The sequence below is a fragment of the Pseudomonas izuensis genome (assembly GCF_002356535.2).
Classification (GTDB): domain Bacteria; phylum Pseudomonadota; class Gammaproteobacteria; order Pseudomonadales; family Pseudomonadaceae; genus Aquipseudomonas; species Aquipseudomonas izuensis.
On sequence record NZ_AP017423.2, the window covers coordinates 1223409 to 1239796 of the forward strand.

General features: G+C 58.8%; 14 protein-coding genes. All 14 read left to right on the plus strand.

Annotated features, from left to right (window positions below):
- Nucleotides 1–87: 87 nt before the first annotated feature.
- The gene (gene pyrH, locus LAB08_RS05430) at nt 88–831 is read left to right on the plus strand and encodes a UMP kinase (protein ID WP_003222124.1); all 744 of its coding nucleotides are present in this window, start codon (nt 88–90) and stop codon (nt 829–831) included.
- Nucleotides 828–1385 (plus strand): ribosome recycling factor, encoded by a 558-nt coding sequence (gene frr, locus LAB08_RS05435; RefSeq protein WP_096513168.1) that lies wholly within the window; start codon nt 828–830, stop codon nt 1383–1385. The genes pyrH and frr overlap by 4 nt, the downstream gene beginning before the upstream one ends.
- Before the next feature lie 13 nt (nt 1386–1398).
- Complete coding sequence (uppS, locus tag LAB08_RS05440) at nt 1399–2154, plus strand: polyprenyl diphosphate synthase (RefSeq protein ID WP_096513167.1); 756 nt, start codon at nt 1399–1401, stop codon at nt 2152–2154.
- A complete protein-coding gene (locus LAB08_RS05445; RefSeq protein ID WP_096513166.1) occupies nt 2154–2960 on the plus strand; it encodes a phosphatidate cytidylyltransferase in 807 nt (268 codons plus the stop codon). The genes uppS and LAB08_RS05445 overlap by 1 nt, the downstream gene beginning before the upstream one ends.
- Nucleotides 2957–4147, plus strand: a complete 1191-nt coding sequence (ispC, locus tag LAB08_RS05450; RefSeq protein ID WP_096513165.1) for a 1-deoxy-D-xylulose-5-phosphate reductoisomerase — start codon at nt 2957–2959, stop codon at nt 4145–4147. Before LAB08_RS05445 ends, ispC begins: the two co-directional genes overlap by 4 nt.
- A gap of 53 nt (nt 4148–4200) precedes the next feature.
- Complete coding sequence (gene rseP / locus LAB08_RS05455) at nt 4201–5553, plus strand: RIP metalloprotease RseP (protein ID WP_096513164.1); 1353 nt, start codon at nt 4201–4203, stop codon at nt 5551–5553.
- A 72-nt stretch (nt 5554–5625) separates the two neighbouring features.
- Nucleotides 5626–8004: an outer membrane protein assembly factor BamA gene (gene bamA / locus LAB08_RS05460; protein WP_096513163.1), complete on the plus strand. Its 2379-nt coding sequence runs from the start codon at nt 5626–5628 to the stop codon at nt 8002–8004.
- Between the two features lie 45 nt (nt 8005–8049).
- Nucleotides 8050–8553 (plus strand): OmpH/Skp family outer membrane protein, encoded by a 504-nt coding sequence (locus LAB08_RS05465; RefSeq protein WP_096513162.1) that lies wholly within the window; start codon nt 8050–8052, stop codon nt 8551–8553.
- 3 nt (nt 8554–8556) lie between these two features.
- Nucleotides 8557–9612 (plus strand): UDP-3-O-(3-hydroxymyristoyl)glucosamine N-acyltransferase, encoded by a 1056-nt coding sequence (gene lpxD, locus LAB08_RS05470; protein WP_096513161.1) that lies wholly within the window; start codon nt 8557–8559, stop codon nt 9610–9612.
- 108 nt (nt 9613–9720) lie between these two features.
- Nucleotides 9721–10161 carry a 3-hydroxyacyl-ACP dehydratase FabZ gene (gene fabZ, locus LAB08_RS05475; protein ID WP_007940511.1) on the plus strand — a complete coding sequence of 147 codons (441 nt, stop codon included), beginning with the start codon at nt 9721–9723 and terminating at the stop codon, nt 10159–10161.
- Entirely contained in the window at nt 10158–10934 is a 777-nt protein-coding gene (gene lpxA / locus LAB08_RS05480) for an acyl-ACP--UDP-N-acetylglucosamine O-acyltransferase (protein WP_096513160.1), read from the plus strand. The genes fabZ and lpxA overlap by 4 nt, the downstream gene beginning before the upstream one ends.
- Before the next feature lie 2 nt (nt 10935–10936).
- Nucleotides 10937–12067: a lipid-A-disaccharide synthase gene (gene lpxB, locus LAB08_RS05485; RefSeq protein WP_096513159.1), complete on the plus strand. Its 1131-nt coding sequence runs from the start codon at nt 10937–10939 to the stop codon at nt 12065–12067.
- 11 nt (nt 12068–12078) lie between these two features.
- The gene (gene rnhB / locus LAB08_RS05490; protein WP_096513158.1) at nt 12079–12705 is read left to right on the plus strand and encodes a ribonuclease HII; all 627 of its coding nucleotides are present in this window, start codon (nt 12079–12081) and stop codon (nt 12703–12705) included.
- A 77-nt stretch (nt 12706–12782) separates the two neighbouring features.
- A complete protein-coding gene (dnaE, locus tag LAB08_RS05495) occupies nt 12783–16304 on the plus strand; it encodes a DNA polymerase III subunit alpha (RefSeq protein WP_096513157.1) in 3522 nt (1173 codons plus the stop codon).
- Nucleotides 16305–16388: the final 84 nt, after the last annotated feature.

The window sequence follows — 16388 nt, forward strand, 5'->3', positions numbered from 1 at the left end:
GCGCTGAAGCAGCGCCAAGCTAGAGTGAACGCCAGCTGTAAACAGCTCGCAAAGAATTTTTAAAATACGCCGCAGGAGAGATTCGCAATGGCTCAGCAGGGCAGTGGTTATCAGGCTCGCTATAAACGCATTCTACTCAAACTTAGCGGCGAGGCCCTGATGGGCTCGGAAGAGTTCGGGATCGATCCGAAGGTTCTGGATCGCATGGCGCTGGAAGTCGGCCAGCTGGTCGGTATCGGTGTCCAGGTCGGTCTGGTGATCGGTGGCGGCAACCTGTTCCGCGGCGAGGCGCTGAGCAAGGCCGGCATGGATCGGGTCACCGGCGACCACATGGGCATGTTGGCCACTGTGATGAACGCCCTGGCCATGCGCGATGCGCTGGAACGTGCCAATATCTCGGCCATCGTGATGTCGGCCATTTCCATGGTTGGCGTGACCGATCACTACGATCGCCGCAAGGCCATGCGCCACCTGAACTCCAAGGATGTGGTAATTTTCGCCGCCGGTACCGGCAACCCGTTCTTCACCACGGACTCGGCTGCCTGCCTGCGTGCGATCGAAATCGACGCCGATGTCGTGCTCAAGGCAACCAAGGTCGATGGTGTCTACACCGCTGACCCGTTCAAAGACCCGCATGCCGAGAAGTTCGATCATCTGACCTACGATGAAGTACTGGATCGCAAGCTGGGTGTGATGGACCTGACGGCCATTTGCCTGTGCCGCGACCACAAGATGCCGTTGCGCGTATTTAACATGAACAAGCCCGGCGCCCTGCTGAACATCGTGCATGGCGGCGCTGAAGGGACACTGATCGAGGAAGGCCAACAATGATCAACGAAATCAAGAAAGACGCTAAAGAGCGCATGCAGAAGTCTGTCGAGTCTCTGTCGCATAACTTCGGTCGCATTCGTACCGGTCAGGCGCACCCAAGCATTCTGGAAGGTGTGATGGTGCCGTATTACGGTTCCGACACCCCGATCAAGCAAGTGGCCAACATCACCGTTAAAGACGCCCGTACCCTGCAAGTCGTAGCCTTTGAGCGCAACATGCTGGGTGCTGTCGACAAAGCCATCGGTAGTGCGGGTCTGAACCTCAACCCGACCAACCTGGGTGAGTTGCTGCTGATCTCCATGCCGGCCCTGACCGAAGAGACCCGCAAGGGTTTCACCAAGCAGGCTCGCGATGTGGCTGAAGACGCTCGCGTTGCCGTGCGTAACATCCGTCGTGATGCCAACAGCTCGCTGAAGGATCTGGTCAAGGAAAAAGAGATCAGTGAAGACGAAGAGCGTCGCGCCACCGGCGAGATCGACGACCTGACCAAGAAGTTCGTGGCTGAAATCGACGCGAAGCTGGCAGAGAAAGAAAAAGACCTGATGGCCGTATAAGGGTCGTTTTTTAATGGACAAGACCAAGCAGACTGCGCCGTCCGCGGTGCCGCGCCATGTCGCGATCATCATGGATGGTAATAATCGCTGGGCGAAAAAACGCTTTATGCCAGGTGTCGCCGGGCATAAGGCGGGGGTGGACGCAGTTCGCGCGGTCATCGAGGTGTGTGCCGAGTCCGGGGTTGAGGTTTTGACCCTGTTCGCATTCTCCAGTGAGAACTGGCAGCGCCCGGCCGACGAGGTCAGCGCGTTGATGGACCTGTTCTTCCGGGCGCTACGCCGCGAGGCCAAGCGTCTGAATGACAACAACATCAGTTTGCGCATCATTGGCGACCGGTCGCGTTTTCATCCGGAACTTCAGGCTGCGATGCGTGAAGCCGAGGCCATGACTGCTGGCGCCAATCGCTTCGTCCTGCAGATCGCTGCCAACTACGGCGGCCAGTGGGATATCGCGCAGGCTGCCCAGCGGCTGGCGCGGGAAGTTCAGGCCGGGCACTTGCGTCCGGAAGACATCACCCCTGACTTGCTGCAAACCTGCCTGGCCACCGGCGATCTGCCGTTGCCGGATTTGTGTATCCGTACCGGGGGCGAGCACCGCATCAGTAACTTCCTGCTGTGGCAACTGGCGTATGCCGAGTTGTACTTTTCCGACCTGTTCTGGCCGGACTTCAAACACGACGCCATGCGTAACGCGCTGGCCGATTTCGCATCCCGCCAGCGTCGCTTCGGTAAAACGAGCGAGCAGGTCGAGGCTGGAGCCCGGGTTTAATGCTTAAACAACGAATCATCACTGCGCTGATCCTGCTGCCGATTGCCTTGTGCGGGTTTTTCCTGCTCGAGGGGTCCGGTTTTGCGCTGTTCATCGGGCTGGTCGTGACCCTGGGTGCGTGGGAGTGGGCGCGCCTGGCGGGTTTCACGGCCCAGTCGATGCGGGCGGCCTATGCCGTTGTCGTCGCGTTGATGCTGTTTGTCATGCATATCCTGCCTGGCCTCGCACCTTGGGTGTTGGGCGCTTCGGTGCTCTGGTGGGGGGTCGCGACCTATCTGGTACTGACGTACCCGCGTTCCAGCGAGCAATGGTCCAGCGCGGCCTGCAAACTGGTGATCGGACTTTTGATCCTGCTGCCGGCCTGGCAAGGCCTGGTTCAGATCAAGCAGCACCCCTTGGGTAACTGGCTGATCATGGCGGTGATGGTGCTTGTCTGGGGTGCTGACATCGGTGCTTACTTTTCTGGCCGGGCCTTCGGCAAGCGCAAGCTGGCGCCTCAGGTCAGCCCTGGCAAGAGCTGGGAAGGTGTTTACGGTGGTCTGATCCTGAGCCTGATCATTACCGTCATCGTCGGGTTTGTTCGTGACTGGACCGTTGCCGTTTTGTTCAAGGGTCTGATCGGCGCGGCCGTGATCGTGTTTATCTCGGTCGTGGGTGATCTCACTGAAAGCATGTTCAAGCGCCAGTCCGGGATCAAGGACAGCAGTAACCTGCTGCCGGGCCACGGCGGTGTGCTGGACCGGATCGATAGCCTGACCGCGGCGATTCCCGTGTTTGCCGTGTTGCTGTGGATGGCTGCGCCATGAGCCGCCCTCAGCAGATTACCGTTCTGGGGGCAACCGGCTCGATCGGCCTGAGCACGCTCGATGTCATCGCTCGCCATCCAGAGCGTTATCAAGTCTTCGCCTTGAGCGGTTTCACGCGCTTGCGTGAGCTGCTGGCACTTTGCGTGCGTCACGCCCCACGGTTCGCTGTTGTGCCTGAGGCCGGCGCTGCCCGTGTGCTGCAGGATGACTTGAGTGCGGCAGGTCTTTCGACCCGAGTGCTGGTGGGCGAGGAAGGTTTGTGTCAGATCGCTGCCGCCCCGGAAGTGGATGCGGTCATGGCGGCCATAGTAGGCGCGGCGGGGCTGCGTCCGACCTTGGCGGCGGTTGAAGCCGGCAAGAAGATTCTGCTGGCCAACAAAGAAGCGCTGGTCATGTCCGGTGCGTTGTTCATGCAGGCCGTGCGCAAGAGTGGTTCGGTATTGTTGCCGATCGACAGCGAGCACAACGCGATTTTCCAGTGCATGCCGCAGGATTTCGCCCGTGGTCTCGGCGCAGTCGGTGTCCGTCGGATTCTTTTGACGGCTTCCGGAGGTCCGTTCCGGCAGACGCCTTTGGCGGAGCTGGCGCATGTTTCGCCCGAGCAAGCCTGTGCTCACCCGAACTGGTCCATGGGGCGCAAGATTTCGGTCGATTCGGCCAGCATGATGAATAAAGGGCTTGAGTTGATCGAAGCCTGCTGGCTGTTCGATGCCAAGCCGTCCCAGGTTGAAGTGGTGATTCATCCGCAAAGCGTGATTCATTCGCTGGTCGACTACATCGACGGCTCGGTATTGGCCCAATTGGGCAATCCGGATATGCGTACGCCAATCGCCAACGCGCTGGCGTGGCCTGAGCGAATCGATTCGGGTGTACCGCCGCTGGATCTGTTCGCTGTCGCCCGCCTCGATTTCCAGGCTCCGGATGAAGAGCGTTTCCCGTGCCTGCGTCTGGCTCGTCAGGCAGCCGAAGCGGGTAACAGCGCGCCAGCGATGCTGAATGCGGCGAATGAGGTCGCTGTGGCGGCGTTTCTCGATGGACGGGTTCGTTACCCGGAAATCGCGAGTATCATCGAAGAAACATTGAATCTCGAGCCTGTGGTGGCAGTCGATGATCTTGATGCAGTGTTCACGGCGGATGCGAAAGCCCGTCTGCTGGCCGAACAATGGTTGAGTCGTCACGGGCGCTAAGTGCTGCAATGCGTCGGCCCATGCAGCACCTGATAGGAATGCGGAGAAAGTAGATGAGCGCGCTCTATATGATTGTCGGCACCCTGGTGGCATTGGGCGTGCTGGTTACCTTCCACGAGTTCGGCCATTTCTGGGTCGCGCGTCGCTGTGGGGTCAAGGTGCTGCGTTTCTCCGTGGGCTTCGGCATGCCGCTGTTGCGCTGGCACGACAAGCAGGGCACAGAGTTCGTGGTGGCCGCCATTCCCCTGGGCGGCTACGTGAAGATGCTCGATGAGCGCGAGGGCGAAGTCCCGGTCGATCAGCTCGGGCATTCCTTCAATCGCAAGTCCGTTCGTCAGCGCATTGCAATCGTCGCGGCAGGTCCTATCGCCAACTTCCTGTTGGCCATGGTGTTCTTCTGGGTGTTGGCCATGCTTGGCAGCGAGCAGGTGCGTCCGGTCATCGGTGCTGTGGAGTCCGGCAGTCTTGCCGCCAGGGCAGGCTTGAGCGCGGGCCAGGAAATCATCTCGATCGATGGTGAGCCGACTTCCGGCTGGGCCGCGGTGAATTTACAGCTGGTCCGTCGTCTTGGGGAAAGTGGTCCCCTGCAGGTATTGGTTCGCGAACAAGGTTCCACGGTCGATTCGCCCCGTGAGCTGACGCTGGATAAATGGCTCAAGGGTGCCGAAGAACCGGACCCGATCCACTCGCTGGGTATTCGTCCTTGGCGTCCGGCACTGCCGCCGATCCTGGCTGAACTCGATCCGAAAGGTCCGGCGCAGGCTGCCGGGTTGAAGCTGGGCGACCGTCTGCTGGCCCTCGATGGCAAGTCGCTGGATGATTGGCAGCAAGTGGTCGATACCGTGCGTATGCGTCCTGATACCAAAATCATGCTGCGGATCGAGCGTGATGGTGCTCAAATCGATGTACCTGTCACACTGGCTGCACGCGGCGAAAAAAAGGCGCCGAGTGGTTATCTGGGGGCTGGGGTGAAAGCGGTCGATTGGCCACCGGAGATGATTCGGGAGGTCAGTTATGGGCCTTTGGCTGCGATTGGAGAGGGGGCTCGACGCACCTGGACCATGAGCCTGCTGACCCTTGATTCACTGAAGAAAATGTTGTTCGGCGAGCTCTCGGTAAAAAACTTGAGTGGACCGATAACCATTGCTAAAGTGGCGGGCGCTTCGGCCCAGTCGGGTATCGCTGATTTCCTGAATTTCCTTGCTTATCTGAGTATTAGCTTGGGGGTTCTGAATTTGCTGCCCATTCCTGTGCTGGATGGGGGGCATTTGTTGTTTTATCTGATTGAGTGGGCGCGTGGTCGCCCCTTGTCGGATCGGGTGCAAGGTTGGGGGATACAGATCGGTATCAGTTTGGTGGTCGGAGTGATGTTGCTCGCTCTGGTCAATGATCTAGGCCGTCTGTAACGTCGCTGAATTGCGAATCTGCCGCATTTTGCGGCAGTTTGTTTATTGCCAGTTGGAATAAGAAAGGACTTCATGAAACGTCTGCTGCTAACTGCGGTTCTCACCGTATTGATGATCGCCGAAGTTCACGCCGAGTCCTTCACTATCTCTGATATTCGCGTCAATGGCCTCCAGCGGGTCTCCGCGGGTAGCGTCTTTGGTGCTTTGCCGTTGAACGTCGGTGAACAGGCGGATGACCGACGCCTGGTGGAATCCACTCGTGCGTTGTTCAAAACCGGTTTCTTTCAAGATATCCAGCTGGGCCGCGATGGCAACGTCCTTGTCATCACTGTAGTCGAGCGTCCGTCGGTTGCCAGTATCGAGATCGAAGGTAACAAGGCGATCTCCACTGAAGACCTGATGAAAGGCCTCAAGCAATCCGGTCTGGCCGAGGGCGAGATCTTCCAGCGTGCCACCCTTGAAGGTGTACGTAACGAGCTGCAGCGCCAGTACGTCGCCCAGGGCCGCTACTCTGCGACCGTCGACACCGAAGTGGTGCCGCAGCCGCGCAACCGCGTCGGCTTGAAGGTCAACATCAACGAAGGCACCGTTGCGGCTATCCAGCACATCAACGTGGTGGGCAACACGGTCTTCCCTGATGAAGACCTGATCGACCTGTTCGAACTCAAAACGACCAACTGGCTCTCGTTCTTCAAGAACGACGACAAGTATGCTCGCGAAAAACTGTCCGGTGACTTGGAACGCCTGCGTTCCTACTACCTGGACCGCGGCTATATCAACATGGACATTGCATCGACCCAGGTGTCCATTACGCCGGACAAGAAGCACGTCTACATCACCGTCAACATCAACGAAGGTGACAAGTACACGGTTCGTGACGTGAAACTGAGCGGTGACCTGAAAGTCCCTGAAGATCAGGTCAAATCCTTGCTGCTGGTACAGAAAGGCCAGGTGTTCTCGCGCAAGCTGATGACCACCACGTCCGAGCTGATCACCCGCCGTCTGGGTAACGAGGGTTATACCTTCGCCAACGTCAATGGCGTGCCACAGCCTCATGATGAAGATCACACCGTAGACATCACCTTCGCTGTCGATCCGGGCAAGCGTGCGTACGTCAACCGCATCAACTTCCGTGGCAACACCAAGTCGGAAGACGAAGTACTGCGTCGTGAAATGCGTCAGATGGAAGGTGGTTGGGCTTCGACCTACCTGATCGACCAATCCAAGACCCGTCTTGAGCGCCTGGGCTTCTTCAAGGAAGTCAACGTTGAGACCCCGGCCGTACCGGGCGTCGATGACCAGGTTGATGTCAACTACAGCGTGGAAGAGCAGGCGTCCGGCTCGATTACCGCCAGCGTCGGTTTCGCCCAGAGTGCGGGCCTGATCCTCGGTGGTTCGATCACCCAGAACAACTTCCTCGGTACCGGTAACAAGGTCAGCATCGGCTTGACCCGCAGCCAATACCAGAGTCGCTATAACTTCGGTTATGTCGACCCCTACTGGACTGCTGATGGCGTGAGCCTGGGCTACAACGCCTTCTACCGCACCACCGACTACAAAGACCTTGATGTCAACGTAGCCAGCTACGCCGTAGACAGCCTGGGTGCGGGCGTCAGCGTCGGTTACCCGATCAGCGAGACTTCGCGTCTCACCTTTGGTTTGACCGCGCAACAAGACAAGATCAAGACCGGCCTTTACACCGTCGACGAAATCTTCGACTTCGTTAACAAGGAAGGTGATCAGTACCTGAACTTCAAGGCATCGGCCGGTTGGTCCGAGTCCACGTTGAACAAAGGTGTACTGGCGACCCGTGGTCATTCTCAAAGCCTGACTGCGGAAGCGACAACTCCGGGTAGCGACTTGTCGTTCTTCAAACTGGATTACCGCGGTCAATTGTTCCAGCCGTTGTCTGAAAACTACACCATGCGCCTCCACACCGAGCTGGGTTATGGCGATGGTTATGGTTCCACTGATGGCTTGCCATTCTATGAAAACTACTATGCTGGTGGTTTCAACTCGGTTCGCGGCTTCAAGGACAGCACTCTGGGGCCACGTAGTACTCCGAGCCGGGGCGTGAACCCGGGGACAGCAGTCGATCCGGACCAGGATCCACTGCCGTTTGGTGGTAACGTCCTGATCCAGGGTGGTGTAGAAGTTCTGTTCCCGTTGCCGTTCGTGAAAGATCAGCGTTCCTTGCGTACCTCGGTATTCTGGGACGTGGGTAACGTGTTCGATTCGACTTGCAAGCAGAGCACTAACGCCGATGGCTCGAAGTCCAACACTCAATGTAACGACATCAGTCTGAGCAATATGGCCAGTTCCGTAGGTGTCGGTGTGACTTGGGTTACCGCCCTTGGTCCGTTGAGCTTCGCGCTGGCGATGCCAGTTAAAAAGCCGGACAGCAATGCCGAGACTCAAGTGTTCCAATTCTCCCTCGGTCAAACGTTCTAAGCGTCTGACCCAAGATAACGACAATGGATTTTGTAGGAGTGCATCGTGCGTAAGTTGACTCAATTGGTTCTCCTGGCTTCCGTGCTGGTAGCGGGTCCGGCGTTTGCCGACATGAAAATTGCCGTTCTGAACTATCAGATGGCCTTGCTGGAATCCGATGCGGCCAAGAAATACGCCGTGGACGCCGAGAAGAAGTTCGGTCCTCAGCTGACCAAGCTCAAGGCTCTGGAAAGCAGCGCCAAGGGTATCCAGGATCGCCTGATGGCCGGTGGCGACAAAATGCAGCAAGGCGAGCGTGAGCGTCTGGAGCTTGAATTCAAGCAAAAGGCCCGTGACTTCCAGTTCCAGTCCAAGGAACTGAACGAAGCCAAAGCCGTTGCCGACCGTGAAATGCTGAAGCAGCTCAAGCCGAAACTGGACAGCGCTGTGGAAGAAGTCATCAAGAAAGGTGCTTTTGACCTGGTCTTCGAGCGTGGTGCAGTGATTGATGTCAAACCTCAGTACGACATCACGCGCCAGGTTATCGAGCGCATGAATCAGCTGAAGTAACCCATGACCGTGACCATTAAGCTCGGCCAATTGGCCGAGTTCCTCGGTGCCACTCTTCGTGGCGACCCGGAGAAAGCAATTACTGGGCTGGCCACCTTGCAGGAGGCTGGCCCAGCTCAGTTGAGCTTTCTTGCAAACCCCCAATACCGCAAGTACCTGGCAGGCAGCCAGGCGGCAGCCTTGTTGCTTAAAGCCGCCGACGCCGAAGGTTTTGCCGGGAATGCATTGGTAGTACCTGATCCGTACGCCGCCTACGCGCGCGTTTCCCATCTGTTCGATCCAAAACCCAAGGCAGTTGCCGGCATTCATCCGACGGCGGTGATTGCGGTGGACGCGGTGGTTGATCCGGCGGCGAGCATCGGTGCCTTTGTGGTCATCGAAAGCGGGGCGCGAATTGACGCAGGCACGACCATCGGCGCGCATTGCTTCATCGGTGCCCGTAGCGTGATCGGCGAAGGTGGCTGGCTCGCACCGCGCGTCACCCTGTATCACGACGTTCGCGTTGGCAAACGGGTCGTGATTCAGTCCGGTGCCGTGCTCGGTGGCGAAGGCTTCGGGTTTGCCAACGAGAAAGGCATCTGGCAGAAAATTGCCCAGATCGGTGGTGTATTGGTTGGCGATGACGTGGAAATCGGTGTGAATACCGCCATCGACCGCGGCGCGCTGGCCGATACCATCATTGGTAATGGTGTGAAGCTCGACAACCAGATTCAGATTGCCCACAACGTCCAGGTGGGTGATCACACCGCCATGGCCGCGTGCGTGGGGATCTCCGGCAGCACCAAGATCGGCAAGCATTGCATGCTCGCCGGTGGCGTAGGGCTGGTGGGGCATATCGACATTTGCGACAACGTTTTCATCACCGGGATGACCATGGTGACTCACTCGATCACCGAGCCGGGCGCGTATTCTTCCGGTACGGCGATGCAGCCGGCAGCCGAGTGGCGCAAAAGCGCGGCACGTATCCGTCAGCTCGATGACATCGCGCGGCGGTTGCGACAGCTGGAAAAGCAAGCAGGGGAAGTGACCCCTGGCGGTAATGCTTCATCAGATGGCTGATACCATTTCCATATCAAGTGTGCACAGCCGCTAGACTGCGTCCTTGATTTGCTAGCGGAGTGCGCGTCAGTCGCGCGCTCCCAATCTTTACATAGGCTTCCCCCCGAAATGATGGACATCAACGAGATTCGCGAATACCTGCCTCACCGTTACCCGTTCCTGCTGGTGGACCGGGTCGTGGATCTGGATGTGGAAGGCAAGCGCATTCGCGCCTACAAGAATGTCAGCATCAACGAACCGTTCTTCAATGGTCACTTTCCCGCGCATCCAATCATGCCGGGCGTGTTGATCATCGAGGCGATGGCTCAGGCTGCCGGGATCCTTGGTTTCAAAATGCTCGACGTGAAACCGGCCGATGGCACCCTTTACTACTTCGTCGGTTCCGACAAGCTGCGCTTCCGCCAGCCGGTGTTGCCAGGCGATCAGTTGATCCTTGAAGCGAAGTTCATCAGCTGCAAGCGTCAGATCTGGAAGTTCGAGTGCCAGGCTTCGGTCGACGGCAAGCCGGTCTGCTCTGCTGAAATCATCTGCGCGGAACGCAAGCTATGAGTTTGATTGACCCTCGCGCAATCATCGATCCGACGGCCGTCCTGGCTGAAGGTGTCGAGGTCGGCCCGTGGTCGATCATCGGCGCAGGTGTGGAAATCGGCGAGGGGACGGTCATCGGGCCGCACGTGATTCTCAAAGGTCCGACCCGAATCGGTAAGCACAACCGTATCTACCAGTTTTCCTCGGTAGGCGAAGACACGCCGGACCTGAAATACAAGGGCGAGGAAACACGCCTGGTGATCGGTGACCACAATGTCATTCGCGAAGGCGTGACGATTCACCGCGGAACCATCCAGGACCGTTCGGAAACGACCTTGGGCGATCACAACCTGATCATGGCCTACGCGCACATCGGTCACGACAGTGTTATCGGTAACCACTGCATCCTGGTCAACAACACGGCGCTGGCCGGCCATGTGCATGTGGAGGACTGGGCCATCCTGTCGGGTTTTACCCTGGTTCACCAGTATTGCCATATCGGTGCCCACAGCTTTTCCGGCATGGGAACCGCCATTGGCAAGGACGTTCCTGCCTACGTCACGGTGTTCGGCAACCCGGCCGAGGCCCGCAGCATGAACTTCGAAGGTATGCGCCGTCGCGGTTTCAGCGAGGATGCCATTCATGCCTTGCGACGTGCCTATAAAACGGTCTACCGCCAGGGCCTGACTGTTGAGCAGGCGCTGGCCGAACTGGCCGAGCCGTCGATCCAGTTCCCGGAAGTCGCGGTGTTCCGTGACTCCATCCAGTCTTCGACCCGCGGCATTACCCGCTGACCATGGCTAATCTGCGTATTGCGCTGGTGGCGGGTGAAGCTTCCGGCGACATTCTTGGCGCGGGTCTCATGCGCGCACTCAAGGCCCGCCATCCGGCAGTCGAGTTCATCGGTGTCGGTGGTCCGTTGATGCAGGCCGAAGGGCTGGCATCCTACTTCCCGATGGAACGCCTGTCGGTCATGGGCCTGGTGGAAGTGCTGGGTCGATTGCGCGAATTGTTGGCCCGCCGCAAGAAGCTGGTGGCGGACCTGATTGCTGCGAAGCCGGATGTGTTCATCGGTATCGATGCCCCGGACTTCAACCTCAATATCGAGCTCAAGCTGCGTCAGGCCGGGATCAAGACTGTGCACTACGTCAGCCCTTCGGTCTGGGCCTGGCGGCAGAAGCGGGTGCTGAAGATTCGCGAAGGTTGCGACCTGATGCTGACACTGTTTCCGTTCGAAGCGAAATTCTACGAAGAGAAGGGTGTTCCGGTGCGTTTTGTCGGGCACTCCCTGGCCGATGCGATTCCCCTCGAAGCCGATCGCGCCGCCGCCCGCGCCGAACTGGGCTTGCCCGACGGGCCGCTGGTTGCGCTGATGCCGGGCAGTCGTGGCGGCGAAGTCGGTCGTCTCGGTGCACTGTTTCTCGATACCGCACAGCGCCTGCGGGCCATGCGCCCTGGCGTGCGGTTCGTCATGCCTTGCGCCAGTCCCGAGCGGCGCACGCAGCTTGAAGAACTGCTGGCCGGTCGTGACCTGCCGCTGACTTTGCTCGATGGCAAGTCCCATCTGGCCCTGGCTGCATGCGACGCCGTGCTGATCGCGTCCGGAACAGCAACGCTGGAAGCCTTGTTGTACAAGCGGCCAATGGTCGTCGCCTATCGCCTGGCACCGCTGACGTTCTGGATTCTGAAGCGCATGGTGAAAAGCCCCTACGTTTCCCTGCCAAATCTGTTGGCCCAGCGCTTGCTGGTGCCCGAGTTGCTGCAGGACGACGCGACAGTCGAGGCGTTGGCCCAGACCTTGTCGCCGTTGATCGAGGATGGCCAGGAACAGACCCGAGGTTTTGACGAAATCCACCGTACCTTGCGTCTGGATGCCTCCAATCAGGCGGCGGATGCGGTACTGAATCTGGTGGGCCAAGTACAATGAGTAAAACAAGCATGCAGATGGGGCTGGATTTCACCTTGGTCGCTGAAGTTGAGGATTTGGTTGCCGGTGTCGACGAAGTCGGTCGCGGTCCGCTCTGTGGCGCAGTGGTGACCGCAGCAGTGATTCTTGATCCAAACCGCCCGATCCTTGGCCTGAACGACTCGAAGAAGCTCACCGAAGCCCGTCGCGAAAAGCTCTATGACGAAATCTGCGAAAAGGCCCTGAGCTGGTGCATCGCCCGCGCGGAAGTCGAAGAGATCGACGAGCTGAATATCCTGCACGCCACCATGCTCGCCATGCAGCGCGCTGTCGCCGGGCTGCACATCCAGCCGAAACTGGCGATGATCGATGGCAACCGTTGCCCGAAATTGCCCATGCGTGCCGAAGCGGTCGTGCAAGGTGATGGCAAGGTTCCCGCCATCGCGGCGGCATCGATTCTGGCCAAGGTCAGTCGCGACCGGGAAATGGCAGCATTCGAATTGATTTATCCGGGTTACGGCATCGGCGGCCACAAGGGATACCCGACGCCCGTTCATCTGGAAGCGTTGGCCAGGCTTGGTCCAACCCCAATTCACCGGCGCTCGTTTGCCCCGGTCCGCCTTGCCTACGAGGCACGTGAAAGCCTGATCGAGAGTTAGTCGCAAGGCTGATTTTTTTTACCAGGGCCCGGTACAATCCGGGCCTTGTTGTCTCCATGTTATTAGACAGGATCACTATGCCGGCTTCATTCGTTCATCTACGCCTGCACACTGAATATTCCCTGGTCGACGGTCTGGTGCGGATCAAACCGCTGGTCAAGACCCTGGTCGGCATGAACATGCCTGCCGTAGCGGTCACCGACCAGAACAACATGTGTTCCCTGGTCAAATTCTATAAAAACGCCATGGGTGCCGGGATCAAGCCGATCTGCGGCGCCGACCTGTGGCTGTCGAACAAGGATCCGGACAATCCCCTGAGCCGGATCAGCCTGCTGGTGATGAATGCCGAGGGTTATCGCAATCTCACCGAGTTGATCTCCCGCGGTTTCATCGACGGCCAGCGCAATGGCTCGATCATCATCGAGCGTGAATGGGTGGCCGAAGCCAACGCTGGCTTGATCATGCTGTCGGCGGCCAAGGAAGGCGAGATTGGCCAGGCCATGCTCAGTGGCAACCCGGACGAAGCCGAAAACCTGGCGCGTGAGTGGATGGCGGTGTTCCCGGATCGCTTCTATCTGGAAATCCAGCGCACCAACCGCCCCAACGATGAAGAGCAGTTGCACGGCGCCGTGGCCCTGGCGGCCAAGATTGGTGCACCGCTGGTCGCGACCAATGATGTACGGTTCATCAAGCAGGAAGACTTCGCCGCCCACGAAACCCGAGTGTGCATCGGCGAGGGCCGTGCCCTCGACGATCCGCGGCGTTCGAAGAATTACAGCGATCAGCAATACCTCAAAAGCGCCGAGGAAATGGCGGAGCTGTTCAGCGACATTCCTGAAGCGCTGGAAAACACCGTCGAGATCGCCAAGCGCTGCAACATCGAGGTGAAGCTGGGCACGCACTTCCTGCCCAACTTCCCGATCCCCGATGGCATGACCATCGATGAGTATTTCCGCAAGGTGTCGTTCGAGGGTCTGGAAGAGCGGCTGGCCGTTCTGCTGCCCAAAGACACCACCGAAGATTACGAAGCCAAGCGTCAGGTCTATGTCGACCGGTTGAATTTCGAGCTGGATATCATTATCCAGATGGGCTTCCCCGGTTACTTCCTGATCGTGATGGACTTTATCCAGTGGGCCAAGAACAACGGCGTGCCGGTGGGTCCTGGCCGGGGGTCGGGCGCCGGTTCGCTGGTGGCTTACGTACAGAAGATCACCGACCTAGACCCGCTGGAATACGACCTGCTGTTCGAACGTTTCCTTAACCCGGAACGGGTCTCTATGCCCGACTTCGACGTCGACTTCTGCATGGACGGTCGTGACCGGGTGATCGACTACGTGGCCGAGAAGTACGGCCGCAACGCGGTCAGCCAGATCATCACCTTCGGTTCCATGGCCGCCAAGGCTGTGGTCCGTGACGTGGCGCGGGTGCAGGGCAAGTCCTACGGCCTGGCGGATCGTCTGTCGAAGATGATTCCGTTCGAAGTCGGTATGACCCTGGAAAAAGCCTACGAACAGGAAGAGATCCTGCGTGACTTCATCAAGGTCGATGAAGAGGCCGCGGAAATCTGGGAGATGGCCCGCAAACTCGAAGGCGTGGTGCGTAACGTCGGCAAGCACGCCGGTGGTGTGGTGATCGCGCCGACCAAGCTGACCGATTTCTCGCCGATCTATTGCGACGAAGCCGGTGACGGCCTGGTGACCCAGTTCGACAAGGACGATGTTGAAGCAGCCGGCCTGGTGAAGTTCGACTTCCTCGGCCTGCGAACCCTGACGATCATCGACTGGGCGCTGAAAACCATCAACCGCGACCGCGCCAAGGTCAACGAACCGCCGCTGGACATCGCGTTCATCCCGCTGGATGACAAACCGACTTATTCCCTGCTGCAAAAAGCCGAAACCACGGCGGTGTTCCAGCTTGAATCCCGCGGGATGAAGGAGCTGATCAAAAAGCTCAAGCCCGACTGCCTGGAAGACTTGATCGCACTGGTGGCACTGTTCCGTCCAGGTCCGCTGCAATCGGGCATGGTGGACGACTTTATCAACCGCAAGCACGGTCGCGCCGAACTGGCGTACCCGCACTCGGATTACCAGTACGAAGGCCTCAAGCCAGTATTGGCGCCGACCTACGGCATCATCCTGTATCAGGAACAGGTGATGCAGATTGCCCAGGTCATGGCCGGTTACACCCTTGGCGGCGCGGACATGCTGCGTCGAGCCATGGGTAAGAAAAAGCCCGAGGAAATGGCCAAGCAGCGCGGCGGTTTCATTGAAGGTTGCGCCACCAACAACATCGATGCCGACCTGGCCGGTAACATCTTCGACCTGGTAGAAAAGTTCGCCGGCTATGGCTTCAACAAATCCCACTCCGCTGCCTATGGCCTGGTGTCCTACCAGACCGCGTGGCTGAAGGCGCACTACCCGGCGCCGTTCATGGCGGCGGTACTCTCGGCGGATATGCACAACACCGACAAGGTCGTGACCTTGATCGAAGAAGTGCGCACCATGAAGCTGCGCCTCGATGCGCCGGACGTGAACACCTCGGAGTTCAAGTTCACGGTGAACGACGAGGGCCGGATCATCTACGGTCTGGGCGCGATCAAGGGGGTTGGCGAGGGGCCGGTGGAAGCGATCACCGAAGCGCGGCTGGACGGTCCGTTCAAGGATCTGTTCGACTTCTGCGCCCGGGTCGACCTCAAGCGTATCAACAAGCGTACGCTCGATGGTTTGATCCGTAGCGGCGCGCTGGATCGTCTGGGCCCGTACTTCCACGACGAGCCGAAAGCCTACCAGGCCAATATCGACCGCAACCGGGCGGTCCTGCTGACCGCGATGGAAGAGGCGATCAAGGCGGCCGAACAAACCGCCCGTACCCATGACAGCGGCCATGCCGACCTGTTTGGCGGCCTGTTCGTCGAAGAAGATGCCGACGTCTACGCCAATCACCGCAAGGCCAAGGAGCTGACCCTCAAGGAACGGCTCAAAGGCGAGAAAGATACCCTGGGCCTGTACCTGACTGGACACCCGATCGACGAATACGAAGGTGAAATCCGTCGTTTCGCCCGGCAGCGCATCATCGATTTGAAGCCGGCGCGTGATACCCAGACCGTTGCCGGCATGATCATCGCCCTGCGGGTGATGAAAAACAAAAAGGGCGACAAGATGGGTTTCATCACCCTCGACGACCGTTCGGGCCGGATCGAAGCGTCGCTGTTTGCCGATGCGTTCCATTCCGCACAGTCACTGTTGCAGACCGATGCGATGGTGGTGGTCGAAGGCGAAGTCAGCAATGACGACTTCTCCGGTGGCCTGCGGTTGCGGGTCAAGCGGGTGATGAGCATGGAAGATGCGCGCACCAACCTGGCCGAGAGTCTGCGCCTGAAGGTCCAGACCCAGGACCTCAAGGGCGATCAGCTACGCTGGCTGGGCGACCTGTTCAAGCGTCATCGTGGTGCATGCCCGATCACCATGGAGTACACCAGTCCCGATGCGAAGGCCTTGCTGCAGTTCGGCGAAGGCTGGCGAATCGACCCGGCGGATGCGTTGATTCAAGCCCTGCGTGACCAGTTCGGGCGAGACAACGTCTTCCTCCAATACCGTTGACGGTGAGGTGGCCTCGTGCCTCCTTTATCGCGACCGAATTTTTTAATCTCGACCTGAACGCGCCTCTCCCTTAAGGTAGGGCGC